Raw genomic sequence first — 26,446 nt, 5'->3', positions numbered from 1 at the left:
ATAAAGATAGCGTTTCCATTAGTTGAAAAATAATTAGCCGTCTAAACACTATCCACTGCAAAAGCTAACTAACAAAGCTGTTTAACCTGAAATAACGAGAACCCACAACCCACTCCTTCCTATCCGAATTGAGAAGCATTTTATCGAAACGTTTCTCTAACTATTTTCATTATAAGCGTTACCCCATTATTTCACAAGCCTTATTTTCAGCTAAATTTATTTTCCGCACATACTTGCTTTTATCCAGCCTATCTACTACCATAAGAAGCAACGAAACACGCCCTATTCAAGGAGGAGTCGTAAAAATGGAAGCAAATTGGAAGCAACAAATAGCGAACTTAGTAAAAACAGCCAACCACCGCATTCTAGCCACTTGGGCCGGAAACTGTGCAGAACATGTCCTGCCGTATTTCGAAGCCAGATATCCACATGAGAATCGTCCACGACTTGCGATAGAAGCCAGTCGCGCTTGGGTTCGCGGCGAAATAACAGTCGGCACCGCACGCGACGCAGCGTTTGCAGCCCATGCCGCAGCTAGAGACGTCTTAACCGATACAACCTCCTGCCACATTGCACGCGCTACAGGTCACGCAGCAGCAACCGCCCACGTTCCAACTCATGCCATCCACGCTGCCAATTACGCCGAAAAAGCGATACCTACCGAATCAATCTGGCAATACGAAGAACTCAAACGCCTTCTTACAAATTAGCCAGTCTATGCAACCTTACTCATCATCATTCAGCCTTTTATACAGTTTCTGTTCGTCAACACAGAACAAAAAAATGGAACGCTAGCCATAATGACTGCGTTCCATTTTTTCGTCGTTCTTATTTCTTTCTACGCAAGAATAGTGCGCCGAATGCAGCTAATAATCCACCGAAAATCATGGTATTAGTTGCTGATTCATCACCTGTTTTTGGTAGGACTTTACTTGGTGTGACTGGCATTACCGGTGTTACTTTGCTTACTACCGGTGCGATGACTGGACCTGTTGTTGGTTTTGGTGTCACAACTGGCGCCACTGGTTTAGCAGGTGCGACTGGTTTCACGACCGGTGTTGGTGGCACGATTGGCGTGATTGGTTGTGCGCCAACGATGACCGTAATCGTGAATTGTGTTTCGTTGCCATCGGAATCGATGACGCTGTATGTCACGTGATAGATGCCCGCTTGGTTTGGATTAACGTCATTACTAATAACTTTGACGCTATTTGTGATGTCGCCATCTTCCAAGTCTTCTGCTGTCACGCCTGCCATTGGATCGAATTTTTGTCCGAACGCAAGTGTGATGTCACTCGCATGGATGACTGGTTTTTCATTCGTTAGGACGGTCACTGTATATGTTGCTTCTGTAGTGTTACCGTCGCTGTCTGTAACACTATACGTCACGTGGTACACGCCCGCTACATCTGGGTTTACATCGTTGGATACGAGCGTAATACTACTCGTGATATCGCCGTCTTCTGTATCATTCGCGCTAATTCCTGCCATCGGGTCAAAAGTGCGGCCCGCTTTAAATTGACTGTCTTTTCCAGTGATGACTGGTGCGTCATTGCTTAGGATCGTTACAGTGATTGTTTTCTCTGTTGCGTTACCATCGGAATCGATGACGCTGTACGTGGTATGGTATTCGCCTGGAACGTCAATGTTCACGTCGTTTGCAATGATTTTGATGCTGCTTGTGATATCACCATCTTCCAGATCGGATGCCGTCACGTTTGCCATCGGATCAAGCGCGCGGTGTGCTTTACGTGTGACGTCGCTCGCGTCGATGACTGGTTTTTCGTTGGTTAGGACGGTTACGATGATGGTTTTCGTGATAGTATTGTTATCGCTATCGGTCACGCTATATGTTACGTGATACGTGCCTGCTGTAGATGCGTCGACGTCATTCGCTACGATTTTAACGCTACTTGTGATGTCACCATCTTCTGTATCGCTTGCAGAGATACCCGCTTTGACGTCAAATGTGTAGCCTGCTTTGAATGTGATGTCGCTCGCGTGAATCACTGGTTTGTCGTTGGTGCGGACGTAGACATGACGTGTTACTTTTGTCGTGTTATTATCGGAATCTGTCACGCTGTATACGACTGCATACGAACCGTCTTTGCTCATATCGACGTTGTTGCTTTCAATTTTAATTTTACTCGTGATGTTGCCGTCTTCCGTGTCGCTCGCGCTCACGCCAGCTTTTGGATCAAAGCTATCGCCTACTTTTAGATACACGTCACTCGTTGTTAAGATTGGCGCGTCATCAGTTAGAACGGTTACTGTGATTGTTTTGGTGGTTGTATTGCCGTCCGAGTCTGTCACGCTGTATGTCACGTGGTACACGCCAGCCTTTGCCGTGTTAACATCATTTGCAGTTACGCTGATTTTACTTGTGATATCGCCATCTTCTGTATCCGTTGCATTCACGGCATTTTTCACGTTGAACGGTTTGTTCACACGCATAGTAATGTCGGAAGCTTGGATGACTGGTGCATCGTTACTTGTCACGGTTACTGCGATCGTTTTCGTCGTTGTATTGCCGTCCGAGTCTGTCACGCTGTATGTCACATGGTACGTTCCGACCTTGCTTGTATCTACATCATTGGCTGTCACGCTGATTTTGCTCGTCATGTTGCCATCTTCTGTATCCGTCGCACTCACGCCTGCCATCGGGCTAAATGCGCCACCTTTTTTCAATGTTTTATCAGACGCTGTAATTACTGGTGCGTCATTACTTGTCACCGTCACTGTGATCGTTTTTGTAGTGGTATTGCCATCGCTATCCGTTACGCTATATGTCACGTGATACGTGCCGACTTTCGATGTATCGACATCATTGGCTGTAACCTTAATACCGCTCGTCACGTTACCGTCTTCCACATCCGTTGCGCTCACGCCTGTCATCGGGCTGAATGTGCCACCTTTTTTCAACGTTTTATCGGACGCTGTAATTACTGGTGCATCATTACTTGCCACAGTTACCGTGATCGTTTTCGTGGTTGTATTGCCATCTGAATCCGTCACACTATACGTCACATGATACGTGCCGACTTTCGATGTATCGACATCATTGGCTGTTACGCTGATTTTGCTCGTCACGTTGCCATCTTCTGTATCCGTTGCGCTTACGCCTGTCATCGGGCTGAATGTGCCACCTTTTTTCAATGTTTTATCAGACGCCGCAATCACTGGGGCATCGTTGCTTGTCACCATTACCGTGATTGTTTTCGTCGTTGTATTGCCGTCCGAATCTGTCACGCTGTATGTCACATGGTACGTTCCGACCTTGCTTGTATCTACATCGTTCGCAGTGATGTTGATTTTGCTTGTCACATCGCCATCTTCCGTATCATTTGCAGTAACACCAGCCGACGGATTAAACGTACTTCCTTTTTTCAACGTTTTGTCATTTGCCGTAATCACCGGAACGTCATTGCTCGTGACCGTTACTGTGACTGTTTTCGTTGTCGTATTATCGTCCGAATCTGTCACGCTATACGTCACATGATACGTGCCGACTTTCGATGTATCTACGTCATTGGCTGTCACTTTGATCTTGCTCGTCATGTTGCCATCTTCCGCATCCGTTGCACTCACACCAGCCATCGGATCAAACGTACTGCCTTTTTTCAGACTAGAGTCAACGGCTGTAATAACAGGGACTTCACCAGGTATACGCAGCGTAATCGAAGCATCTGAGGTATATTTGATACCGTTCACTTGACCAACGCCGCTAATTTTCAAAGCCGTTCCTTTTGGCTGTGCATCTGCTTTTACTTGTACATCGTAGGTGAGAGTGAATGTGTTAGATGGATCAGCGAAAGATAATGCTACCGTATGATTTAATAATTGCTCTTTTGTTACCGCATAGGTTTGCCCATCATTCCGTTTCAACTCAATATTCGACACCGTATCAGCGTCGAATAATGCATCCATATCTACACCATATTGCATATTAAAAGCGGTCGCATCTGTCGTAGCATTCGAAATTGTATTTTTTACGCTTACTGTTTCAGAAGGTTCTGCCTTCCCATTCTTGTTGCCTTTTGTATCTTGAATAGTCATCGTTAATTCTGGAGAAATCCCATTTACTTGCAGACTAGTGATAACCAATTGCTGCAATGTTTTAAACGATCCTGTAGCCCCTGTGAATCCAAAAATAACTTCTGTACCACCAAATGTATCTTGTAAGTTAGCAACAGTATAACTTCCTGAATATTTCCCATAAGAGTAACTTAATGTCTTCGTAGCAGCATTCCAATCATAGCTGACCGCGCGATATTGACCATCTGAAAGTACTTCATCTTTCAATTCGCTTAATGCTTCGTGTTTTGTATAGCCATTTTTTGGAATAGTAATCGCGATATGATCACTTGTAAGACCAGGATCATAATTATCTGTATTACAATACGTATCCATCTCAACAGCCAGCGCATTTTGAATATAATTCGGCCCATAAGCACCCAGAGCTCCCGCTGTACCTCCAATAGCACTTTTTCCACGTGGATCATTTTGCATCACAAAAGCCATGCCGTCCGCACATAAAGGATCGTTTCCTAGATACAGATCGGCCTCTAAATGGAAGTTTTTTGTTAAGTCTACTTTGTTCGTTTCATCCGACCATAATCCACCCGTTTGCCATGTTTCATCCGGCGTGATAGTCACAACATTTTTCTCAATAGAGGAGTTAGACCCTGATACAACAGAGAAATAGTCAGATACGTCAGAAAATGAACCTTCTGAAGGACTCGCTTGTAGCCCCTTCAATTTTGTTTCTGCTTTCATCGTATAACCTTGTGGATTCTCCGCAGCATTCACGTATGTTTGAATTGGTAAACTCATTGTCATAACTAGTGCTGCTGTTGCCATGCTCACTTTTTTAATCGTCATTTTTTTAATTCCTCCTGTTTATATTTTAATTGGATAAGTTTATAAATGTTAATATATTAAACGCGTAATCCATAGTATACTTACATTTTCCTCATTAAAATACCCCTATTTCTCACAGTACTTCCCGTAAACGACGCTTAAATTATGGCATTTTGTTCACATATTCCATTCACCTATGCAAACCGACATAGTTTTTGTAAAGCGTTTTCGTTGAACCATCTGGTTGTGGTAAATCAACGACACTCCGCATGACCGTAGGACTTGAAGGAATTTCAAAAAGCTATCTTCTTATCCCCATTTCTCTGTCATAGAAAATGAGGGACAAGTCGATAGCTTTTTATTGGATTATTTATTTTTGGTTAGTTATCTTAAAGTTGCTTTCTTCTATAGAGTACATAGGCGCAAGATATTAAAAGTCCGCCTAAGAATAGATACCCGTTCTCTTGATGGTCTCCTGTTTGTGGTAATGGGGTTACTGGTTTTACCGGCTGAACTGGTGGTGCTGGTTTTGGAATTAGGATTGGTGCTTCTGCTGTTAGTGTCATTGTAACTATTTTAGATGCTGTCTTGTTGTTTGAGTTCGTTACACTGTAGGTCACTTTATAATCCCCTGCTTTTGTGAAATCTACTTGTGAGTAATCCACTTTCACGTGTTTCAGGATATCTGCATCCACATCGTCTGTGGCCGTAACTTCTTTCATCCAATCGACATCTGTTGGGCTGACTCCTACCTTTTCAGTAAGGTCTTTCGCATCTAGCTCTGGGGCGCTTGCTGTAACTTGAAGTTGGATCGTTGTTGTCGCTGTTTTCCCATTACTATTTGTAACAGAATATGTCACTGGGTATGAAGCTTCTTTTAATGTGTTAATACCGTCTGTGTTGATTTCGATGTCCTCACTAATATCTCCGTCAACGCGATCGCTTGCTTTAGCATCTGTGAACCACTCGATTTCGTCTTCTTTTGTTCCAGCTTTAATCGTGATATCTTTGGCTGTAATCGTTGGGTTTTCTGCTGTTACAACGAGGCGAACGATTTTTTCGGTTGTTTTGTCATTACTATTGGTGATGGTGTATGCTACTGGATAATCTCCTTCTTTCGAGAAATCCACGGCGTTGGTGTCTACTTCTAAAGCGTCGCTAATATCGCCATCGACGCGGTCAGTTGCTGTTGCTTGATCGAACCACGCAACGTCCGATTCCGTATCGCCAGCTGTTGCGTTCAGATCTTCCGCTTCGATAACTGGGGCTTCTGCGGTCACAACCATGTTGACTGTGTTCGTAGTTGTTTTATCGTTGCTGTTGGTGATGGTGTAAATCACTGGATACGTGCCCTCTTTTGCAAAATTGATAGCGTTGTAATCTACCTTGATGTTGGCAGAAATATCAGCATCGACTTTATCGGTTGCGTGCATATCTTCGTACCACGCAATGTCCTTGTCGGTATCTCCTGCAATAGCTGTTAAGTCATGTGTCTCTAAGGCCGGTGCCTCTGCAGTAATCGCCATCGCGACTGTCATCGTAGTTGTCTTATCGTTACTGTTAGTGATCGAATAAACCACTGGATACGTGCCTTCTTTTTTACCATTGACTTTGCTGTAATCCACTTTGACATCTTTGCTGATATCGCCGTCCACTTTATCCGTTGCGCTCGTATCCGTGAACCATGCTACTTGCGCTAGGTCATCGCCTGCTACGAATGTGAGGTCTTTCGCGCTTAGGTTAGGATCTTCTGCTGAAACTTGCAAATTAATGGTAGTGTAGCTTTCTTTGTTATTGCTATTTTTCACAGAGTAAACAATAGGGTAGACGCCTTCTTTGTTGAAGTTGACCGTGCTGTAGTCTACTTTGGCATCTTTACTAATGTCGCCGTCCACTTTATCTTGGGCTTTCACACCTGCAAACCAATCGACATCGCTTGCTGTATCTCCTGCAATGGTTGCTAAATTAGTTGCGGAAATCACAGGATTCTGGGCGGTAATTGTCATCGTCACGGTTTGTGTGGTGACTTTTTTATTGCTGTTTTCCACTCGATACGTGACTGCATAGCTGCCTTCTTTTTTGAAATTGACTTGGTTGTAATCGACGCTCACTTGCTTGGAGATGTCACCATCCACTTTATCGCTTGCGGTCACATTGTTGTACCACGAAATTTCATCTGCGGATTGACCTGCAATTGCCACTAAATCTACGGCTGTTAGAGCTGGTAGTTTTGCGCTAACAGTAAGATTGACTGTGACGGTTGTCGTTTTTCCATTGCTGTTCGTGATGGAATAAATAACGGGATACGCGCCTTCTTTTTTGCTGTTCACTTGGCTATAGTCAACGGTCACATCTTTACTTATGTTTCCATCTACTTTATCTGATGCTGTCACGCCAGTAAACCAACTATGCGCTGCCACATTATCACCGGCAATCATCGCCATATCTTGCGCTTGCAGACTTGGTGCATCCGCTAGAACAGTGAGGTTGACGGTTGTCGTCGTTTCTTTATTGTTACTATTTTTCACCGTGTATGTGACTGGGTACGTGCCTTCTTTTTGGAAGTTCGCAGCGCTATAATCCACTTTTACATCTTGGCTAATGTCGCCGTCTGCTTTGTCAGTCGCTTTGACATCTGTAAACCACGGGAGACTTGATGCGCTCGTACCGGCAATCGTCGTTAGATCTTTCGCTGTCAGTACTGGTTTATCGGCGGTAATAAGCATATTTACAGTGATGCTAGCTGTTTTCTGATTACTATTTTCTACGGTGTAAATAACGGGATACGAACCTTCTTTGCTAAAGTTCACCGCGCTGTAATCCACTTTTGTATGTTGGCTAATATCACCATCTACTCTATCTGTTGCGCTCACATCGGTGAACCAATTTACTTGATCCGCCTTGCTTCCAGCGATAGCAGCTAGATTTTTAGCCGTCACGACCGGTTTGTCGGCGGTAACAGTAAGCGTGATTTCTTTGGTTGCCGTTTTATGATTGCTATTTGTAACGGAGTAAGTCACTGGATACGTACCCTCTTTAGCAAAATTGACTTGGCTATTGTCCACTTTTACTTGATTAGAAATGTCTCCATCTGCTTTATCTGTTGCCGTCACATTGGTAAACCAGGCCACATCACTAGACGTTTGACCAGCTATTACTGTTAAGTCTTTCGCTGCGATGACTGGTTTGTCGGCTGTGATTGTCATCGTCACAGTTGTCGTAGCTGTTTTCTGGTTGGATGTTTCGATGTTGTAAATGACTGGATAGGCGCCTTCTTTGACAAAATTGACCTGGCTATAATCCACCGTCACCTTGGTGCTAAGATCGCCATCCACTTTGTCACTCGCTGTTACATCTGTAAACCAAGAAACGTCTGCTGCGCTAGTTCCAGCAACAGCTTCCAAGTTTTTCGCCGCGATTTGTGGACCATCTGCCACGACGGTTACTGTGATTTCTTTTGTAGCCGTATTGCCATCTTTATCGGTTACTTCATATTTGACCGTATAGTTGCCTTCTTTTTTCACGTTTACGGTATTTTCAGTAACTTTGATGCTCGCGGTCAGGTCACCATCTTCTACATCATCCGCGGTAACGCTTGTTAACGGGTTAAATGGATCCCCAGCTGACACGGTTTGATTCGATGCGTGAATGACAGGAATGTTGTTGCTCTGGATCGATACTTTTGGAACGCTCTGCTCGCTTTGAGAAGCGGTGAAGGTTCCAGTTCCAACATTTAATTCTTCCGTCAGGCGTTCTTTTTCTTTCACAGAATACTCGATATGAATTGTTTTATCGCCATCTTGTGGTGTTTTTAATTTGATTGTATTTCCAGTGATCTCGATGGGAACGATTTTTCCCTGATCATCTTTTGCTACGATGTTGGATAGGTCGAGTTTGTCTGATACTGTCCATTCGAAAGTAGCCTCTTGAACGGTATACATGCGTTGCGTCATTTCACGTAATGCATTGACGCCGTTCGCCATACTTGTATCGTTGAAGAAATAGTCTGGGCTAGATGGTAAAGTCTTAGCCAGCGCGATATTACTAGGATTCGAGTCAATATAAATCAACCCTACCTTGTAACCTGCATTCTTCACCTGTTGCGCGCCCGCATTTATTACTCCGGTACCGCCTACCAACGAGTCCCTATCAGTTATCATGATAAAAACCGTGTTATTAGTTGTCACACCTTTCAGTTTCTCATATTCAGCTTTTGCAAATGTAAAACCCCCATCATATGGTTGCGTTGATGCTCCAAATGAAAGCGAATCTAAGCCTTGGTTGATCTGAGCTAAGTTATTTGTCAAAGGAACCGCTAGAAATTCATAGCTCGGTGGATTTGTATTGACAACCATCATTCGATCACTTGTTAAATTAAGCTCTGATGCCAGTTGTTTCAATATTTGTGTTTCACTAGCGATATAACTATTGAAACTTCCACTGATATCTCGCAAAACAACCACATCGTTACCTGCTGATGATTTGTCTTCTTTAATATCTAGCTGTAGACTGCCAGCGAACGTTCTTAAGCCTGTAGCATCTTTTTCTTGATAGACTATGTCATTGCTAACTTTATTCTCCGTAATTGCTGCTCCAACAGGCAACATATTTGGTAACAAAGTACCTAGAACAATACCTATGGATAGAAAAATCTTTAGCAGTTTGGATAGCGTTCGAGCTTTTATCTTCATCATTGATTACCCCTTTTTACGTTAGTTTATATTTTGCTACGTACAACTTCCTAACTCACCTCGCTTTGTGCAGTTACTACCTTTTTTGAATATATTTAATGCGTAATCCAGAGTATACTTATATTTTGCTCATTAAAATACCCTCTTTCTCACATTATTTCCAGTGAGCTGGGCTTAAATTGTGGAGTTTTGTTCACATATTCAACTCGCCTATGCAACTTGCCCAATCAAACTTTTCATTCTTTGTGCAACCTGACATAGTTTTCGTAAAGCGTTTTCATATACAATGAACTCAAAGCTAAAAACAATTTGATGGGGGAGTAAATAAACATGGCACAATTATCACTCGAGCACATTTATAAAATATACGACAACAAGGTAACGGCAGTTGAGGATTTCAACTTGGAGATCGCGGACAAGGAATTCATCGTTTTCGTTGGACCATCTGGTTGCGGTAAATCAACGACACTCCGCATGATCGCTGGACTTGAAGAAATTTCAAAAGGCGAACTAAGCATTGACGGCAAAGTAATGAATAACGTCGCACCGAAAGACCGCGACATCGCGATGGTTTTCCAAAACTACGCGCTATATCCACATATGACTGTATACGATAACATGGCATTCGGTCTAAAACTCCGCAAAATGCCAAAAGCCGAAATTCAAACACGCGTAGAGCACGCTGCAAATATCTTAGGCTTAACCGAGTACTTAAAACGTAAACCAAGCGCACTATCTGGTGGACAACGCCAACGTGTAGCTTTAGGCCGCGCCATCGTTCGTGACGCAAAAGTCTTCCTAATGGATGAGCCGTTATCGAATCTAGATGCGAAACTACGTGTACAAATGCGTGCCGAAATCACGAAACTACATTTACAATTAAACACAACAATGATCTATGTAACCCATGACCAAACCGAAGCGATGACAATGGCGACGCGTATCGTTATTATGAAAGACGGCGTTATCCAACAAGTCGGTTCACCAAAGCAAGTATACGATCACCCAGTAAACATGTTCGTTGCCGGTTTTATCGGAAGCCCAGCGATGAACTTCTTTAAAGGTAAACTAAACGGAACACAATTTGTCGGTGATGATTTCACGATTGAAGTTCCAGAAGGTAAGCTGAAAGTGTTGAATGACAAAGGCTACGCTGGCAAAGATATCGTTTTTGGTATTCGTCCGGAAGATATTCATGATGAGCCACTTGTTATCGAAGCAAGCCCAGGTTCTACTTTTGACGCTGAAATTATCGTTGCCGAGCTTACAGGTGCTGAGTTCATGCTCCATTCTAAAGTTGGATCACACGAATTTGTAGCACGTGTTGACTCGCGCTCAAACCATGAACCATTCGAGAAAATTAAATACGCGTTTGAAATGTCTAAATCGCATTTCTTCGATGTAGATAATGAACTTTCGATTGTGGAAGATGGTCGCGACTGATTAATATTAAAAAAATCCTGTGGAATTAATTCCTCCACAGGATTTTTTATGCTTACTTATTCAAAATACTATCTTCCAGAAACTCCGAACGATCGCCATATACGCGTTCAATATGGACATCTCCCCAATTACATAAGGCAGTCAAAATGCTTTCCAATGATTTTCCGTACTCGCTCAGCTCATATTCCACTTTTGGCGGTACTTGATTATATACAATCCGATTGATAATTCCGTCGTGTTCTAACTCTCGCAATTGTTGCGTGAGCATTTTTTGCGTGATCGACGGAATGAGCCGTTTCAACTCACTTGTTCGTTTTTTCCCATGTGTTAGATGGCATAGAATCACACATTTCCACTTGCCGCCGAGCACCTCAAGCGTCGCCTCGACAGAGATATTGTATTTCTTTTGCATGTTTCGCTCCTTTCTATAGGTACTAAAAAGTGCCTACATTACAAAAAAGTACGTACTTGTTTTAAATGTCCATTAGTATCATAATAACACTTGTCATCAAAAAAGCAAGCAGAACTTAGGAGGGTTTAACTTTGAAAGGGAATCGAAATATTTTTGCATTATTAGCTTTAGCAGTTAGTGCTTTTGCGATTGGAACCACCGAATTTATCAGTGTCGGATTGTTACCGCTCATCGCCGAAGACTTAGCAATACCAGTGAGTACCGCAGGGCTGACCGTCTCGCTGTATGCAGTCGGCGTCATGTTCGGCGCACCAATCTTGACCGCACTCACATCACGCATGAATCGCAAAACCTTGCTGCTCACCATCATGATTGTATTCATACTCGGCAACTTAGCCGCGGCGTTCTCCACAACAATCACGCTATTACTCATCGCCCGCATCATATCTGCCTTCGCGCACGGCGTCTTCATGTCCATCGGGTCCACCATCGCGGCTGACCTTGTCCCACCAAACAAGCGGGCAAGCGCCATTTCCATCATGTTCACCGGCCTAACCATCGCAACCGTAACCGGCGTCCCAATCGGCACACTCATCGGGCAACAATTTGGCTGGCGCGTCGCGTTCTTCGGCATCGCAGCAATCGGCATCATCGCCCTCATCGCGAACCTCATCCTGATCCCGAAAAATCTGCGTCCTGGCACCAAAATGACGCTCAGCGACCAAGTCAAAGTGCTCACGAACGGCCCGCTACTACTCGTGTTCGCCATCACAGCGCTAGGATACGGCGGAACCTTCGTCGTGTTCACCTATCTAACACCGCTTCTCGAACAAGTCACCGGCTTCCAAACGAGCTCCATCGCGATTCTCCTTTTCATCTACGGGATTGCCATCGCAGTCGGCAACATGATCGGTGGTAAAGTCGCGAATAAACGGCCAATTCAAGCCCTATTCTACATGTTCATCGCACAAGCCGTCGTGCTCGGATTGCTCTACTTCACCGCCCCATCCAAGATCTTCGGCCTCGCCACAATCCTACTCATGGGCGTGTTTGCCTTCATGAATGTGCCCGGTTTACAAGTCTACGTCGTGATTCTAGCCGAGAAATTCGTCCCAAAAGGCGTCGACATCGCGTCCGCCCTTAACATCGCAGCCTTCAACGCCGGAATCGCGCTTGGCTCCTATCTCGGCGGCCTCGTCATCACCCATATGCAAATCCGCGACACCACCTGGATAGGCATGATCATGGTCCTCATCGCCGTCGCCCTTACCGCATGGAGTAAAAAATTAGAAACCAAACAGGAGGAATTTTAAAAATGAAAACAGTCAAATTAGCAAATGGAATCGACATGCCCGTCCTTGGACTCGGCGTATTTAAAGTAGAAGAAGGCGCAGAACTCGTGTCCGCCGTCAAAAAAGCCATCCAACTCGGCTACCGCAGCATCGACACAGCAGCAATCTACGGTAACGAAACAAGCACCGCGCAAGGCATCCGCGAATCCGGCGTCCCGCGCAGCGAACTTTTCATCACATCCAAAGTCTGGAACGCCGATCTCGGCTACGAAGAAACGCTCGCCGCATTCGACGAAACCCTGCGCAAAATGGAACTCGACTATCTAGACCTCTATCTCATTCACTGGCCAGTGGAAGGCAAATACATCGACGCATGGCGCGCCCTAGAAAAACTCCACAAAGACGGCCGCATCCGCGCAATCGGCGTCAGCAACTTCCAGATTCACCATCTCGAAACGCTCAAAAAACACGCCACCATCATGCCCGTCATCAACCAAATCGAGCTCCATCCACAACTCACACAAAAAGACCTCATCGCGTATTGCGCCGAAAACAACATCCGCGTCGAAGCCTGGTCCCCACTCATGCAAGGCGGCCTTTTCGACAACCCAACACTCCAAAAAATCGCAATAAATCACGACAAAACCGTCGCCCAAGTCATCCTGCGCTGGGACTTACAAAACGACATCATCGTCATCCCTAAATCAACAAAAGCCCACCGCATCGCCGAAAACATGGCCATCTTTGACTTCGAATTAACACCCGAAGAACTCACAAAAATCGATGCCCTCAATCAAAACCTCCGCGTTGGCCCAGACCCAGATAACATCGATTTCTAAAGCAAAAAAGCTAAGGCACGCCTTAGCTTTTTTTATATCAAACATATTTCAAAATATCACTCGGTTTCTCCAAAACGATATTCGCGTCCTCAAAACCATCCGTCTTCTTCGCGCCCCACAACGCCAGCCCGAAATCAGCACCAGCCGCATGCGCACATCCCATATCATATGTAGCATCCCCAACATAAAGCGTCGCCGCCGGATCAGCGCCAAGCAATTCCATACATCGCAAAAGTGGATCAGGATGCGGTTTATGATTCTCCGTATCACTCGCACAAACAATCGCGTCAAAATACTTCACCAGATCAAACGGATAAAATCCCGTCTCCATCTCGCCCGCATTTTTCGAAGTCACCACTCCAATCCCGTCCAACTCAGCCAAAACCTCCACAATTCCGTCGAAAATCTCAACCTCCTCATTCAGCTTAGCCTCCATCGCAAACCAGTCCGCCATCACAGCCTCTGGGTCGCTTACATCCAGTTGCGCCAATGCTTTCTCGCCCGTAATCCCAAGCGCAAATCGCAAATCATCCAGCTCGTAATGCAAGCCAACATTCCCCAAAGCATCACGTAACGCCTGTAAAACAACGCGTTCCGTATCCAAAAGCGTTCCATCCACATCAAAAATCACCGTTTTATACACCAAAATACCGCTCCTCTCGCCGCTCACTCCACAAAATGATGCTGGTGATGCGTCGTATACTGCCGTCTCTTCTCATATTTAAAATGCTGCACTTCCGGTTTCACACCATATCTCGCCGTCCTCAATTCGCGCACAAACGTAGCCAAATCACCATCCACAGGCTCATCCAACTCAAAACTCATATCCCCACACGCAAACGTCACATACAGCCGTCCATCCTCCGGAACAACCACAATATCCGTCAATTTCGCAATCGGAAACGTCTGCCGTTTCTTCAAGCCCAAGCTATAATTCCGATCAAAAACAAGATAATCCCGTTCCAAATAAAACTCCCCGTACTGAATCTCCATCCCAAAATTCGCCGTCACCTTACACATACCTTCCACACGCACCTCAATCGCCCCCCTAATCAAGTGTAGAGTATACACCAGATAAATCGGCATCCTACACCAAAACAAATACTTAGTGTTTTCACTCTACACTAAAGATAAATGATGAAATGCGTTTCAGGTCAAGCCATTATATCGAATTTCGCATAATAATTTTGTGCTCCACCAATTTTTTCTCCACTTTTCCACTCAAAAATAGCTCCACAGCACGCTTTCCAATCTCCCGTAAATTCTTATCTACCGTTGAAATATCCAGCACATCCGCAATCGCCAAATTTTCCTCACCCAAAATCGCGATATCCCGCGGCACGTCCAGGCCCTGATGCGTCACATAATAATGCATCCCAGCCGCAACCTCATCCCCATTCGCATACATCGCTGTCGGAGGTTCCGCCAAAGCCAAAAATGCCGCCGCCGCACGTTTCCCGTCCGCCACATCATAGCAATCCTGCAAAATAAACGCCGTATCCAGCTCCCCAAAAACCGCCTCATACGCCATCATTTTCAACTTCGTGCTATTGCTCCACTGCTCCTCACGCCCAACCGTAAATCCCACACGCACGTGCCCCGCATCCTTCAAAATCTGAAACCCGTCCGTGTATGCCTGGAACTGATCCACATACGCACACGAAATCAGCGGATCATTTATGTACTCACAAGCCACAATCGGCCCATAATTCGCATACGGCGCAATCGTTTCCCAATCATTCGCCCGTGACGCAATAATCAGCCCGTCAATCCGCTTCGTTTTCAGCATCCGCAAATACCGCTCCTCTTCCCCACGATCATACCCCGTCGGACAAATCACCACCGAATAACATTTCGCAAAAGCCGCCTCGAGCACACCATTCATCACCTTATCAAACCATGGATGATCATTATACGGTAGCACAAAGCCAATCGTATTCGTCCGCCCACGACTAAGATCCACCGCATTCCGATTCGGACTATAATCAAGCTTCACCATCACCTCTTGAACACGCTTACGTTTTTCCTCCGCCACATACGGATGTTCATTCAAAACCCGCGAAACCGTTGTCACCGAAACCCCCGCCAGTTTTGCAATATCCTTAATATTCGACAAGCCACGCACCTCCGTTTTCATCTATACCATCATCATACCGATAATATAAGCACTTCTCAAGTCCCAAAAATGTCATTATGGAGCAACGAACTATACAATCGGCATTTGGGTATTATGCCACGCCCCTACATCACATTGACCATAACTATTATCACCGATAGCCAACAGTGTACCATCTTTTTTCAAACCCACCGTATGTCCACAACCAGCTGCTATCGCTACGATATCGCGCCAACTAATGACATCACACTGGCCAAATCGGTTATCGCCAACCGCAACAACAGTACCATCCTCCTGAATCCCAACCGTATGCTTACTTCCAACAGCTATCGCCACGATGCTACGCCAATCCGCTACATCACATTGACCATCCGTATTCTGCCCAGTAGCTATGACAGTACCATCTCTTTGCAAGCCCACCGTATGAAGATACCCCGCATCAATAGCTATGATATTTTTCCAATCAATCACCGCACACTGTTTATATCGATTATTACCAATAGCCACCACAGAGCCAGTTCTCGCAAGTCCAACAGTATGCCAGTCGCCAGCCGCAATACCGATGATGTTCTGCCAACTAGATGTGTCACACTCGCCCTCATTATTTCGCCCAATAGCAATCACACTCCCATCACGCCTCAGACCAATGGTTCGACACCACCCAGCCGCCACTGCTGAAATATCACGCCAGTCATCAACAGTACATTGTCCATGTTTATCCCAACCCGCCGCAATCACGCTACCATCTGATTTCAGCCCAACAGTATGAGCATTGCCGGTATTAGTTGCCCGATGTACATTCCCCGCTGCAACATCCACGATATGACGCCATTTCTCAAGCGTACATTGTCCAAATTTATTGTCACCAGTCGCAACAACAGCCCCATCCGCTTGCAAACCAACCGTATGCCGACTACCACCAACTAAAGTTCCCATTTTAACCATTCCTCCCATCTGTCTGGACTAAAAAAGGCGTCTCTGGGACATCACCCTGAAACGCACTCCTTATTATTTATCTTCTTGCTCTGTGATCTTGTTTTTTTCTATCTCCACTCGTATTGTGACAACACGTGAATCCTTAATCTCCGTCACAACAAAAGTTAAATTCTCATATTCCAAAACGACCTCTTCACCATCATCCGGAATCGTCTTCAGCTGCGTCAAAACAAAGCCCGCAATCGTATCTATCCCCTTATCGGGAAGTTCCACGTGAAACAATTCATTGAAATCATCAATCGGCATACGTCCCTCCACAATAAATGTGTGCTCATCCAACTGCTTCACCTCGTCAGACAACGCATCAAATTCATCATCAATCTCGCCAACAATCTCCTCCAATAAATCCTCCACCGTCACGATACCCGCAACGCCGCCATACTCATCCATCAAAATCGCCATTTGGTTATGCGATTTTTGCATTGCTTTCAATAAATCATCCACAAAAATCGTCTCCGGCACAAAGAAAGCCTCTTTTACTAACTGTTTCACGTCGATATTCTCAAAACCTTGCTTCCTCGCCGCCAAAAATAAATCTTTCATATGCAGAATACCATACACCGAGTCCATATCATCCAAATAAACTGGAATACGCGAATAATTACGCTCCAAAAGTTTATCTACCAACACGCCCGAATCCTCATTCGCATCAATCATAAAGCTATCCGTTCGCGGTACCATCACTTCCTTCGCATAAATCGTGTCCATTTCAAAAACACCACGAAGCATGTCAAGTTCCGCTTTTTCAATCGCACCGTCACGCCTACCAGTCTCAATAATGAGTTGCATTTCCTCACGCGTCATTTTTTCCGGATTCTCGTTCTTATCCATACGCGTGATTTTCACAAGAACATTTGTTGAGAACGACAAAAATTTAACGAAAGGCATCAAAATAGTACTGATAATCATGATTGGTCGCACTGAAAAACGAGATATCGCCTCCGCTTTTTGCAAAGCCAACCGTTTTGGATAAAGCTCACCAAAAACAAGCGTAATATAAGACAAAATAATCGTCACAACGACTACAGCCATCTCATTTGCAAAAGCAGTCCCACCAAATCGCGTTCCTAACACAGAAGCAATACTTGTTGCCGCCGCCGCACTAGAGAAGAATCCAGCAAGCGTAATACCAACTTGAATTGTCGCGATAAATCGGCTCGGATCATCAATCATTTTCACAAGCAACTGGGCCTTCTTATCCCCTTGCTCCGCCTGTGATCTGACACGGTTTTTGTTAAGCGATACTAAAGCCATTTCCGCCGAAGCAAAAAACGCATTCAATAACGTCAACACCAAAATAAGAATTAATTGTACAATAATCTGCTGACTCTCGGGGTCAGGGTTCATCCAACCATCCACTCCTTTGCATAGTGTAGAGCATACCCGAAGTAAATCGGCGACAAGCGCTCGCATTTCCTCTATTTTGCGGACTTCCGGTTCTGCTACACAAGAGCAGTTTCGCTTAACTTCTTACATGGTCGGGGAAACTACTCCCTCCCTGTTTTCAGTCATCACATACGCAAGTATGCTCCGCTTCCGGCTTCCACAAAATAGAGGAAATTCAAACGCTTTCGCTCGATTTGTGTAAAGCGTAGTCTTCTCCCTACCCAAAAGATAAGAAACTTGGCTTCATTTCGAGTTTGTCCGTACTTTTAAAATTTTACCATGATTCACTAGTTGTTCGCAAGAAATCATAATTCTTTAAAAATACTGACAGCGTCATCTTGGATCATTGTGTATTGGAAGGATAGTCGTAGTAGCTCTTGATTTACTGCGAAAACCGTGCTTCCGCTTTTGCGGTAGTCTGTTAGGTTGCAGAATGGGCTCACCTTGAATGACGTTCCTACGATGACTATCAAATCTGCTTTTGTGATGGCTGCTAATGCTCCATTTATTGCGTCTTCTGGCAAATTTTCTTCATATAATACTACTTCTGGGCGAATGATGCCCCCGCAGTTTTCGTGTTTATCTGATTCCAAGTATTGCTCGGAACGCACCGTCATGCCGCATTTCTGACAATGACAGCGATACAAACTGCCATGAAATTCCACCACATTGCGCGATCCCGCTTTTGCATGCAGGCCGTCAATATTTTGTGTCACAACCGTCACTTGTTTTCCCGCGCGCCGCTCGATTTCCGCCATTTTTTCATGAATCGCATTCGGCTCGGCGCCTGGATAGTACATATTATCTCGCACAAATGCATAGAATTTATCCGGCTCGTTCCGCAAACATGTCGCACTCAGCAAATACTCCGGATTTTCCAGCCCCGTATAAAGTCCATTTTTCGAGCGATAATCAGGAATTCCCGATGGCACCGAAACGCCGGCACCTGTCAAGAACACGACCCGTTCGCTACTCGCCAAACTCTCCGCAAGCGTTCCCATCATTCCACCTCCCCAGGATATAATCGATCCTTCCAATTCCACCACTTCAAAAGCGCCGGATCAGGATCTTCCGTCTCCACAAAATACACCGCACATCGAAACGTATACAGCACACATCGATCCACCCGCTCGCCCTCAAATTCACACATCAACTCATACAAATGCAGTGGATTCTTCCCTTTCAAATCTGCTATTTTAGAAACACCAATATTGTGCAGCGCCTCGGTCAAACGCTTGCCGCTTCCTGGTATTTGCAATAATTCATCTTTCATTTCGACCGCCTCCGTTCCTTGCTTCTATTCTACCACGCGTGCTATACTAACTACCAAACATTTAAAGGAGCGTAACCCAATGAAAACCAGCATCCAACTAAAAATGATCCAAACCATCGCAAAAGTAGGCAAAATAAACAAACTCTGGTACCTCCAAGGCCCTGCGCTCAAAACCGCAATCGCCAAAAAACAAAGCAAAATAGCTCTCCCGACCAAAAAATTACGCGACTCCTGCTTGGTGACTTCCCATCAAGTAGAAAGCTTCGATGTATACGAAATCTCTCCAAAATCCGACACAACAAACCTCATTATTTATCTTGCAGGCGGCGGCTTCGTGCTCCCCATTAGCTCTTTACACTGGGACTTCATCCAACTACTAGTCAACGAAACCAACAGCAAAGCCATCGTTCCACTTTATCCGTTAGCACCTGCGCACAATGTCGATACTGTCATGCGCTACCTCACAACTATCTATAAAAATGTTCTAAAAAACCAGCACCCCAACACAATCACCATCATGGGCGACTCAGCAGGTGGCAATATTGCGCTAACATTCAGCGAACATTTACAAACATTAGACCTGCCACAACCAAAACAAATCATCGCGATTTCACCCGTTGTTGATCTCAATCTCACAAATCCCGACATTGCTCCCATCGAGGAAAAAGACTACATCGTTGGTACACCGGCTCTAAAGGAAATAGGTGACTGGTATCGCGGCACGCACACGTTGCAAAATCCTATTATCAGCCCACTTTTCGGCGATTTCACACACACAGCACCATGCATCATTTTTAGCAGTACAGGCGATTTAACGAATCCAGATACGCGCCTTTTTGCCGAGAAAAACAAGGAAAACACCACTTACCACGAGTATCCCGACTATCCCCACATCTTCCCGCTGTACCCTATTCCAGAAGGTGAAGATGCCCGTCGCAAAATTATCTCCCATCTCAAAACAAAAAGTCTGTGACAAAACGCGAGATACAGCAAAAACGCCCTTCCCTTTACTTCGGGTAGGACGAAAAATTTTGCTTTACACAAATCGAGCGAAAGCGTTTGTATTCAGGGAGTTTGGTGGAAGCCGGAAGCGGAGTGTACGACTGTACATGATGACTGAAAACAAGGAGGGAGTAGTTTCCCCGACCATGTAAGAAGTTAAGCGAAACTGCTCTTGTGTAGCAGAACCGGAAGTCCGCCAAACTCCCTGAATGCGAACGCTTGCCGCCGATTTATCTCGGTTATGTCCCAAACTCTTCGTTTTTAATTCAGTTTTTCAAGCGGTAACCATCCCGCATTGCCATCCTCATCAATACACCAAGCCCAGCCATTTAGCTCGCGATTACTCTCCACTTTGTCGCCAGTCTTCACCGACAATTCACGCGCCGAATAATCTTCCGTCGCCGTACCTGATTTAGAATCTGCGCTAGCTCGCGATAAAATCTGCTCAGGAACAAAGCCAGTTTTTCCAGACATTTTTGTCGTGCAAGAAATCCAGCCAGTATTCCCATCTCGCTCGCCAATCCACAAATCCTCGTTTTTATTCACAAATAATGGACTGGTTTCCGTCGGTTGATGCGCTACTTTCACGTTATACTGTTTATTCATTATTTCTGCGTCGCTTCCCAATCCGCCAAGAATTTCTCAATTCCTGAATCAGTCAGTGGATGCTTCAACATTTGCTCATATACTTTAAACGGTATCGTCGCAATGTCCGCACCAGCACGCGCGCACTCAATCACATGAATCGGATGACGCACACTCGCCGAAATAATCTCCGTATCAATATCATGCACCTCAAAAATTTCTGCAATATCGCGAATCAGAATCAAGCCATCCGAGCCAATATCATCCAAGCGTCCCAAAAACGGCGAAACGTATGTAGCACCCGCTCGTGCCGCAAGTAAAGCCTGCGCTGCCGAGAAAACAAGCGTCACGTTCGTCTTAATACCTTCCTTATTCAGCACCGCAACCGCAGCCAAACCTTCACCCGTCATCGGAATCTTAACTACCATATTCGGATGGATTTTCGCAATTACGCGGCCTTCTTCAATCATTTTTTCCGCTTCCAAACTCACTACTTCACCACTAATTGGACCGTCCACAATCGACGTAATTTCCTCAATAACCTGGTTAAAATCCCGACCTTCCTTCGCTATCAATGACGGGTTCGTCGTCACCCCAGCAATGAATCCCATTCGGTTAGCCTTGCGGATTTCCTCTACATTTGCAGTATCAATAAAAAATTTCATGTTCATCCTCCTCATACGCGTTAAACGCTTTCATAACTTCCTACTCATTGTATACCTTTTACCACTAAATGTCTCATAAACTGCCTTTTCCTCAAAAAAATAGGCACAACATTCGCGTCATGCCCAGCAACGTTCTATAATCTACTTTTGTCTACAATAAGTAATGGCTTCGGCCTGTTACGAAGAATTCCAGCCTCAATTAGATTCATCACCGTGTGCGCCACATATTCACGCGATGTATTCGTATACCTTCCCAGAATTTCTTGTGTAAGCTGCCTCGGCAAAATAATGCCATCCTCGGTTTCCGTTCCCAACTCAAGTCCAGTTTTCAGCAAGACCTTCCTAATCCGCTCTTCCTTCTTTAAAAAAGTAAGTTTGCAGAAAAATTGGTATTCCTGTAGCTCTTCTGCCAAATACTGCGCCATGAAGAACGTGCCTTCCTGTTCATGTTCGTCTAAAATCGAAAACAAGAATGTACTATCCACTTCCATAATTTCACCATGTCCCAGACTTAGCAACATTTGGTTCGGTTTCCAATTCTCATAATAAATATGGTGCAACCCAAAACAAGCATGCTTCCCTAGAAAACGCGTAATACCACCTTTTGGCTTCTCATCCTGTATCACCACGCCATAAATACCACTCAAAATAAAGTATATTTTGAATTCTTTGTCTTGCTTATTCTGTAATATATCGCCTTTTTTTGTACGACTTACGGAACAATATTTATTATAATCCGGATGCTCAAAACAGTACTCTATTAATTTAGTTACAGTAATACTTGATTTTCCTTCTTTTAGAAATAGCATAGGCTCTCCTTCTCACTTTCCAATCGATGTATCTCTGAATTATAACATATGATAACTAAAAATGACCACTATATTACCGCTGAAAACTTTATAATTTAGACACATTATCCATTAAAAATAGGATTTTAGAGCCTAATTAGTAAAATATACGTCTTATAAAATCCCGAAATAGGAAATTTAGTTCATTTTATTAATAATTATGAAATTGTACGATAAATGTAGTTTTTATCACATTCAAAGTTGTTCATATTCCATTCACAATCATGCTTTATATTAGAGTGGCAGGAGGGAAACCTCACAAAGATACCGTAACATCGAAAGGAATGGAAAAAACATGAAAAAGAAATCGAAGTCTAAGTCATCCTATAGCTGGAAACAGTTTTTCCAACTACTCATCTCAACTAGACCATCAAAAGCAGTCATCATCGGCGGCTTTTTGGCAAGTTTAGTCACAACCGCGGCAGGACTATTAATCCCGCTATTCACAAAAAATCTAATTGACGGTTTTTCGCCATCCTCACTGAGCTGGCAAATGATTGCAACCATCGTCGCCGTCTTTATCCTCCAAGCCGTGACAAACGGTTTTGCGATTTTCCTACTCAACTTAATGGGCCAAAAAATGGTCGCATCGATGCGTGAGAAACTATGGAAAAAAACGCTTAATTTGCCAGTATCCTATTTTGATAATACTAAGTCTGGTGAAATGGTCAGCCGGATGATTAACGACACAGTGGTCATCAAAGAACTCATCGCCGACAGCTTGCCGCAATTCGTAACCGGCGTTATCTCTGTTATCGGCGCTATCGCCATCCTGTTCGTCATGGACTGGAAAATGACATTGCTACTCATCGTTGCTGTGCCAATTACAGCCGTTATTATCGCACCACTCGGCCAAAAAATGTTCAAAATATCACGCGGCATGCAAAAAGAAACCGCCGACTTCACGGGCTCTATTAGCCAAACATTATCCGAAGTACGCCTTGTTAAATCGTCTAATGCAGAAGCAAAAGAAATCAATGACGGCACATCTGGCATCACGCGCTTGCTAAGATTCGGTGTTCGTGAAGCCAAAGTAACAGCTGTCATCGGACCGTTGATGCTATTCGTCGTAATGGGCGTCATCGTTGGAATCATCGGCTACGGCGGTATTCGCGTCTCAGCCGGCACACTTTCCACTGGTACACTAATCGCGTTCCTACTTTACCTGTTCCAAATTATCGTTCCCGTTACATCTTTCGTTACATTCTTCACCCAACTCCAAAAATCAAAAGGTGCCACAGAACGTATCTCTGAAATTCTAGATCACGAAGAAGAAAATATTTATGACGGCGATACAGTTGATGTTAGCGGTAAGAAAATTACTGCAAATAATCTCTTTTTCTCCTATAATAAAGAGGAACCTATTTTGCAAGATATCTCATTCGAAACTCGACCTGGCGAAGTTATCGCGTTCGCTGGACCAAGTGGTGGCGGTAAATCAACCTTATTCGCGATTCTCGAACGTTACTATAAGACAAGTTCTGGCGAAATCCTAGTTGGTGACCAACCGTTGAACGAGATTTCGATTCATTCTTGGCGCAGTCAAATCGGCTATGTTTCCCAAGAAAGCGCGATGCTATCAGGCACAATTCGCGACAATTTATGTTATGGTTTAGATAAAGAATTCAGCGACGACGATTTGTGGGCTGTTACAAAACTAGCCTACGCCGATACCTTCATTGCAAAACTGCCAAACCAACTAGATACCGAGGTCGGCGAACGCGGCGTGAAACTTTCCGGCGGTCAGCGTCAACGTATCGCGATTGCCCGAGCTTTCCTTCGCGATCCAAAAATCTTGATGCTAGATGAAGCAACAGCGAGTCTTGACAGCCAATCCGAACGCATCGTTCAACAAGCCTTAGCGAACTTGATGGAAGGCCGGACAACATTCGTGATTGCCCATCGTCTATCTACTATCGTGAACGCAAATCAAATCCTATTTATCGAACATGGCGAAATTACAGGCCGCGGAACACATAGCGAACTCGTTGCCAGTCACCCACTATACGCAACATTCGCAGAACAACAATTAACTTAAAAATTTAAATAGAGAAGAATATTTCTTGGGAAATATTCTAGACTGTAGAAAAACGCCCTACATTAGTTGGCGCCGAGCCCCAGCGTGTCGACAAATGCTTAGATCCTAGGCAAAGTTGAGCACTGGCGCGGAGCATACTTGGGTATGTGAGCACCGGCGCGCAGGCTTTAACGACGGAGATGAGTGTTTGTCGACACGCTGAAATATTTCCCGGGAAATATTCTTCTCTTATACATATATTTTGGAGGTGGAAAGAATGAACCGTATTTTGATGGTAGATGACGATAGTAACATTCGCGAGCTCGTCACCATTTTTCTAGAGAAAGAAGGCTTCACCGTTTTCAATGCTGAGGATGGCGTTGACGCGCTTGCTGTCCTTGAAAAAACGACCGTTGACTTGGCGATAATCGATATTATGATGCCAAACATGGATGGCTGGGAACTATGTAGCGCAATCAAAAATTTTCAAGAAATTCCTGTCATTTTTCTGACCGCACGTGGCGAAATCGAGCAGAAGATCAAAGGATTCAGCCTAGGTGCGGATGACTATGTCGTCAAACCTTTTGCCCCAGAAGAGCTTGTAGCAAGAATCCGCGTTCTTCTAAAACGCTATCAAATTCTAGCGACCCAAGAAATCCGTATCGGCAACATCTCACTCAATGAAAAGGAAATGCTCGTCATGCTTCAAAACCAGGCCATCACGCTACCACTAAAAGAATTCCAACTACTATTTCGTCTCGCCGGCTATCCCGATAAAACATTTTCAAGGGAACAACTCATCGAAGAAATCTGGGGCTACGATTACGAAGGCGACGAGCGTACAGTAGACGTCCATATCAAGCGCCTCCGCGAGAAATTTCCAACCGACATTTCCGGTTTTTCTATCCGAACCATTCGCGGCCTTGGTTACCGTTTGGAGGAAGCCTAAATGATCCAGAAACTAAAACGAATTGGCAGTAGCCTACTAGTCGGGACTTTTTTCGTCCTATCCAACCTTACCTCTTACGCCATCTTCATTTGGCTAAAAGCAACGTTCCACTTCTCCTGGCCAACCATCTGGGAGCAAGCTACTATCGCAGCCGGCGGAATCATTATCATGGTTGGCATCGGATTCATCCTTAGTCGCTACTTTTTCCGACACGAACGAGCCTATTTCAAAATTTTCCGTTCCGTTTTAGAAGAAATTGGGCGCGGTAATTTTCAAATCAGCGAACTATTAGTACCGCTACAACGCATGGACGACGGCAATATTCGCGACACCGTTTTTCAAGTCGAAAAAATGGCTGAACAACTCGGTGAAATGGAGACATTACGGCAAGACTTCATCGCCAACGTTTCCCACGAAATCCAATCACCGCTCACATCGATTTCCGGCTTCACCAAACTACTCCAAGACAACAGCCTAAGCACCGAAAAACGCACCCACTACCTAGAAATTATCCAAGCAGAAACGAGCAGACTCTCCAAAATCAGCGAGAACCTACTCAAATTAACCGCGCTAGAAAAAAACGACTACAAACTCAATCCCACGGAGTTCCGGCTAGACTACCAAATCCGCGACATGATCCTAACCGCCGAACCCCAATGGCAAAACAAACAACTAGATGTCATTGTCGATCTCACACCAACAAAAATATACGGTGATGAATCCCTACTCTACCAAGTTTGGCAAAATCTTTTTCATAACGCAATCAAATTTACCCCAGAAAACGGCACGCTTCAAGTGACACTCACTAAAAACAAAAATGACCAAACCGAAATCACCATCCAAGATAGCGGCATCGGTATTTCCCAAGAAGACCAATTACGCATTTTTGAACGCTTTTACAAAGCCGACCTCTCGCGTCAAAGTAAAATCGGCGGCAGTGGGCTTGGTCTCTCCATCGTGAAACGAATTGCCGATCTTCATGAAATGACGATTACCGTTGATAGTAGTGAAGGTAAGGGAACAAAAATAAGTATTAAATTACCAAAATAGCAAAAACGCCAGAATAGTCGCA

General features: G+C 44.6%; 21 protein-coding genes and 1 pseudogene. 9 read left to right on the top strand and 13 right to left on the bottom strand.

The window, feature by feature from the left end; all coding sequences use genetic code 11:
* The first annotated feature begins 305 nt into the window (after nt 1-305).
* Nucleotides 306-710 carry a putative immunity protein gene (locus tag HPK16_RS08815; protein WP_181676604.1) on the top strand — a complete coding sequence of 135 codons (405 nt, stop codon included), beginning with the start codon at nt 306-308 and terminating at the stop codon, nt 708-710.
* Between the two features lie 118 nt (nt 711-828).
* Here HPK16_RS08815 and HPK16_RS08810 read toward each other — a convergent pair whose 3' ends face one another.
* Nucleotides 829-4,881 (bottom strand): immunoglobulin-like domain-containing protein, encoded by a 4,053-nt coding sequence (locus tag HPK16_RS08810; protein ID WP_181676603.1) that lies wholly within the window; start codon nt 4,879-4,881, stop codon nt 829-831.
* Between the two features lie 203 nt (nt 4,882-5,084).
* On the opposite strand from HPK16_RS08810, the pseudogene HPK16_RS17195 reads away from it, so the two are divergent.
* Nucleotides 5,085-5,174, top strand: a pseudogene (locus HPK16_RS17195) (hypothetical protein); the annotation flags it as partial.
* A gap of 75 nt (nt 5,175-5,249) precedes the next feature.
* Here the strand turns inward: HPK16_RS17195 and HPK16_RS08805 are convergent.
* Nucleotides 5,250-9,551 carry an immunoglobulin-like domain-containing protein gene (locus HPK16_RS08805; protein ID WP_181676602.1) on the bottom strand — a complete coding sequence of 1,434 codons (4,302 nt, stop codon included), beginning with the start codon at nt 9,549-9,551 and terminating at the stop codon, nt 5,250-5,252.
* A gap of 330 nt (nt 9,552-9,881) precedes the next feature.
* Between HPK16_RS08805 and HPK16_RS08800 the strand changes: the two genes are divergently transcribed.
* A complete protein-coding gene (locus tag HPK16_RS08800) occupies nt 9,882-10,994 on the top strand; it encodes an ABC transporter ATP-binding protein (protein ID WP_181676601.1) in 1,113 nt (370 codons plus the stop codon).
* Between the two features lie 52 nt (nt 10,995-11,046).
* On the opposite strand, the gene HPK16_RS08795 is transcribed toward HPK16_RS08800, so the two are convergent.
* The gene (locus HPK16_RS08795; protein WP_181676600.1) at nt 11,047-11,406 is read right to left on the bottom strand and encodes a winged helix-turn-helix transcriptional regulator; all 360 of its coding nucleotides are present in this window, start codon (nt 11,404-11,406) and stop codon (nt 11,047-11,049) included.
* 131 nt (nt 11,407-11,537) lie between these two features.
* On the opposite strand from HPK16_RS08795, the gene HPK16_RS08790 reads away from it, so the two are divergent.
* Both HPK16_RS08790 and HPK16_RS08785 read left to right on the top strand, forming a co-directional pair.
* Nucleotides 11,538-12,719 carry an MFS transporter gene (locus HPK16_RS08790; protein WP_181676599.1) on the top strand — a complete coding sequence of 394 codons (1,182 nt, stop codon included), beginning with the start codon at nt 11,538-11,540 and terminating at the stop codon, nt 12,717-12,719.
* Nucleotides 12,720-12,721: 2 nt separating this feature from the next.
* A complete protein-coding gene (locus tag HPK16_RS08785) occupies nt 12,722-13,537 on the top strand; it encodes an aldo/keto reductase (protein WP_181676598.1) in 816 nt (271 codons plus the stop codon).
* A 37-nt stretch (nt 13,538-13,574) separates the two neighbouring features.
* Here HPK16_RS08785 and HPK16_RS08780 read toward each other — a convergent pair whose 3' ends face one another.
* From HPK16_RS08780 to HPK16_RS08750, 7 genes are all read right to left on the bottom strand, one after another.
* Nucleotides 13,575-14,180 (bottom strand): HAD-IA family hydrolase, encoded by a 606-nt coding sequence (locus HPK16_RS08780; RefSeq protein WP_181676597.1) that lies wholly within the window; start codon nt 14,178-14,180, stop codon nt 13,575-13,577.
* A 23-nt stretch (nt 14,181-14,203) separates the two neighbouring features.
* The gene (locus HPK16_RS08775; protein WP_181676596.1) at nt 14,204-14,572 is read right to left on the bottom strand and encodes a hypothetical protein; all 369 of its coding nucleotides are present in this window, start codon (nt 14,570-14,572) and stop codon (nt 14,204-14,206) included.
* A gap of 127 nt (nt 14,573-14,699) precedes the next feature.
* Nucleotides 14,700-15,653, bottom strand: coding sequence for a LacI family DNA-binding transcriptional regulator (locus HPK16_RS08770; RefSeq protein ID WP_181676622.1), 954 nt, complete (start codon nt 15,651-15,653; stop codon nt 14,700-14,702).
* A gap of 90 nt (nt 15,654-15,743) precedes the next feature.
* The gene (locus tag HPK16_RS08765; RefSeq protein ID WP_246369354.1) at nt 15,744-16,589 is read right to left on the bottom strand and encodes an RCC1 domain-containing protein; all 846 of its coding nucleotides are present in this window, start codon (nt 16,587-16,589) and stop codon (nt 15,744-15,746) included.
* A gap of 72 nt (nt 16,590-16,661) precedes the next feature.
* Nucleotides 16,662-17,996 carry a hemolysin family protein gene (locus HPK16_RS08760; RefSeq protein ID WP_181676594.1) on the bottom strand — a complete coding sequence of 445 codons (1,335 nt, stop codon included), beginning with the start codon at nt 17,994-17,996 and terminating at the stop codon, nt 16,662-16,664.
* 344 nt (nt 17,997-18,340) lie between these two features.
* Nucleotides 18,341-19,036 carry an NAD-dependent protein deacylase gene (locus HPK16_RS08755; RefSeq protein WP_181676593.1) on the bottom strand — a complete coding sequence of 232 codons (696 nt, stop codon included), beginning with the start codon at nt 19,034-19,036 and terminating at the stop codon, nt 18,341-18,343.
* Nucleotides 19,036-19,308, bottom strand: a complete 273-nt coding sequence (locus HPK16_RS08750) for a helix-hairpin-helix domain-containing protein (RefSeq protein ID WP_181676592.1) — start codon at nt 19,306-19,308, stop codon at nt 19,036-19,038. The genes HPK16_RS08755 and HPK16_RS08750 overlap by 1 nt, the downstream gene beginning before the upstream one ends.
* Before the next feature lie 79 nt (nt 19,309-19,387).
* Here HPK16_RS08750 and HPK16_RS08745 point away from each other — a divergent pair, with 79 nt between their 5' ends.
* A complete protein-coding gene (locus HPK16_RS08745) occupies nt 19,388-20,281 on the top strand; it encodes an alpha/beta hydrolase fold domain-containing protein (protein WP_181676591.1) in 894 nt (297 codons plus the stop codon).
* A 290-nt stretch (nt 20,282-20,571) separates the two neighbouring features.
* On the opposite strand, the gene HPK16_RS08740 is transcribed toward HPK16_RS08745, so the two are convergent.
* The 3 genes from HPK16_RS08740 to HPK16_RS08730 form a co-directional block, all read right to left on the bottom strand.
* Nucleotides 20,572-20,916 (bottom strand): SH3 domain-containing protein, encoded by a 345-nt coding sequence (locus HPK16_RS08740; RefSeq protein ID WP_181676590.1) that lies wholly within the window; start codon nt 20,914-20,916, stop codon nt 20,572-20,574.
* Complete coding sequence (gene fsa / locus HPK16_RS08735) at nt 20,916-21,560, bottom strand: fructose-6-phosphate aldolase (protein WP_036093095.1); 645 nt, start codon at nt 21,558-21,560, stop codon at nt 20,916-20,918. Before fsa ends, HPK16_RS08740 begins: the two co-directional genes overlap by 1 nt.
* Before the next feature lie 134 nt (nt 21,561-21,694).
* Nucleotides 21,695-22,369, bottom strand: coding sequence for a Crp/Fnr family transcriptional regulator (locus tag HPK16_RS08730; RefSeq protein ID WP_181676589.1), 675 nt, complete (start codon nt 22,367-22,369; stop codon nt 21,695-21,697).
* Between the two features lie 334 nt (nt 22,370-22,703).
* Between HPK16_RS08730 and HPK16_RS08725 the strand changes: the two genes are divergently transcribed.
* The 3 genes from HPK16_RS08725 to HPK16_RS08715 all read left to right on the top strand — a co-directional run bounded on the left by HPK16_RS08725 (nt 22,704) and on the right by HPK16_RS08715 (nt 26,424).
* Nucleotides 22,704-24,446: an ABC transporter ATP-binding protein gene (locus HPK16_RS08725; RefSeq protein WP_181676588.1), complete on the top strand. Its 1,743-nt coding sequence runs from the start codon at nt 22,704-22,706 to the stop codon at nt 24,444-24,446.
* A gap of 256 nt (nt 24,447-24,702) precedes the next feature.
* Nucleotides 24,703-25,374, top strand: coding sequence for a response regulator transcription factor (locus tag HPK16_RS08720; RefSeq protein WP_181676587.1), 672 nt, complete (start codon nt 24,703-24,705; stop codon nt 25,372-25,374).
* Nucleotides 25,375-26,424, top strand: coding sequence for a sensor histidine kinase (locus HPK16_RS08715; RefSeq protein WP_181676586.1), 1,050 nt, complete (start codon nt 25,375-25,377; stop codon nt 26,422-26,424).
* Nucleotides 26,425-26,446: the final 22 nt, after the last annotated feature.

The sequence above is a fragment of the Paenilisteria rustica genome (assembly GCF_013820765.1).
In the GTDB taxonomy this organism is placed as follows: Bacteria; Bacillota; Bacilli; order Lactobacillales; family Listeriaceae; genus Listeria_A; species Listeria_A rustica.
Note: the sequence above shows the minus strand (reverse complement) of the source record. Positions and strands in the feature narration are given on the sequence as shown.

What these genes read in the sequence shown, in the direction of transcription:
- HPK16_RS08815 (WP_181676604.1), top strand. Translation starts at nt 306, where the DNA reads ATGGAAGCAAATTGGAAGCAACAAATAGCGAACTTAGTAAAAACAGCC.
- HPK16_RS08810 (WP_181676603.1), bottom strand. Translation starts at nt 4,881, where the DNA reads ATGACGATTAAAAAAGTGAGCATGGCAACAGCAGCACTAGTTATGACA.
- HPK16_RS08805 (WP_181676602.1), bottom strand. Translation starts at nt 9,551, where the DNA reads ATGAAGATAAAAGCTCGAACGCTATCCAAACTGCTAAAGATTTTTCTA.
- HPK16_RS08800 (WP_181676601.1), top strand. Translation starts at nt 9,882, where the DNA reads ATGGCACAATTATCACTCGAGCACATTTATAAAATATACGACAACAAG.
- HPK16_RS08795 (WP_181676600.1), bottom strand. Translation starts at nt 11,406, where the DNA reads ATGCAAAAGAAATACAATATCTCTGTCGAGGCGACGCTTGAGGTGCTC.
- HPK16_RS08785 (WP_181676598.1), top strand. Translation starts at nt 12,722, where the DNA reads ATGAAAACAGTCAAATTAGCAAATGGAATCGACATGCCCGTCCTTGGA.
- HPK16_RS08765 (WP_246369354.1), bottom strand. Translation starts at nt 16,589, where the DNA reads ATGGGAACTTTAGTTGGTGGTAGTCGGCATACGGTTGGTTTGCAAGCG.
- HPK16_RS08760 (WP_181676594.1), bottom strand. Translation starts at nt 17,996, where the DNA reads ATGAACCCTGACCCCGAGAGTCAGCAGATTATTGTACAATTAATTCTT.
- HPK16_RS08755 (WP_181676593.1), bottom strand. Translation starts at nt 19,036, where the DNA reads ATGGGAACGCTTGCGGAGAGTTTGGCGAGTAGCGAACGGGTCGTGTTC.
- HPK16_RS08750 (WP_181676592.1), bottom strand. Translation starts at nt 19,308, where the DNA reads ATGAAAGATGAATTATTGCAAATACCAGGAAGCGGCAAGCGTTTGACC.
- HPK16_RS08745 (WP_181676591.1), top strand. Translation starts at nt 19,388, where the DNA reads ATGAAAACCAGCATCCAACTAAAAATGATCCAAACCATCGCAAAAGTA.
- HPK16_RS08740 (WP_181676590.1), bottom strand. Translation starts at nt 20,916, where the DNA reads ATGAATAAACAGTATAACGTGAAAGTAGCGCATCAACCGACGGAAACC.
- fsa (WP_036093095.1), bottom strand. Translation starts at nt 21,560, where the DNA reads ATGAAATTTTTTATTGATACTGCAAATGTAGAGGAAATCCGCAAGGCT.
- HPK16_RS08730 (WP_181676589.1), bottom strand. Translation starts at nt 22,369, where the DNA reads ATGCTATTTCTAAAAGAAGGAAAATCAAGTATTACTGTAACTAAATTA.
- HPK16_RS08725 (WP_181676588.1), top strand. Translation starts at nt 22,704, where the DNA reads ATGAAAAAGAAATCGAAGTCTAAGTCATCCTATAGCTGGAAACAGTTT.
- HPK16_RS08720 (WP_181676587.1), top strand. Translation starts at nt 24,703, where the DNA reads ATGAACCGTATTTTGATGGTAGATGACGATAGTAACATTCGCGAGCTC.
- HPK16_RS08715 (WP_181676586.1), top strand. Translation starts at nt 25,375, where the DNA reads ATGATCCAGAAACTAAAACGAATTGGCAGTAGCCTACTAGTCGGGACT.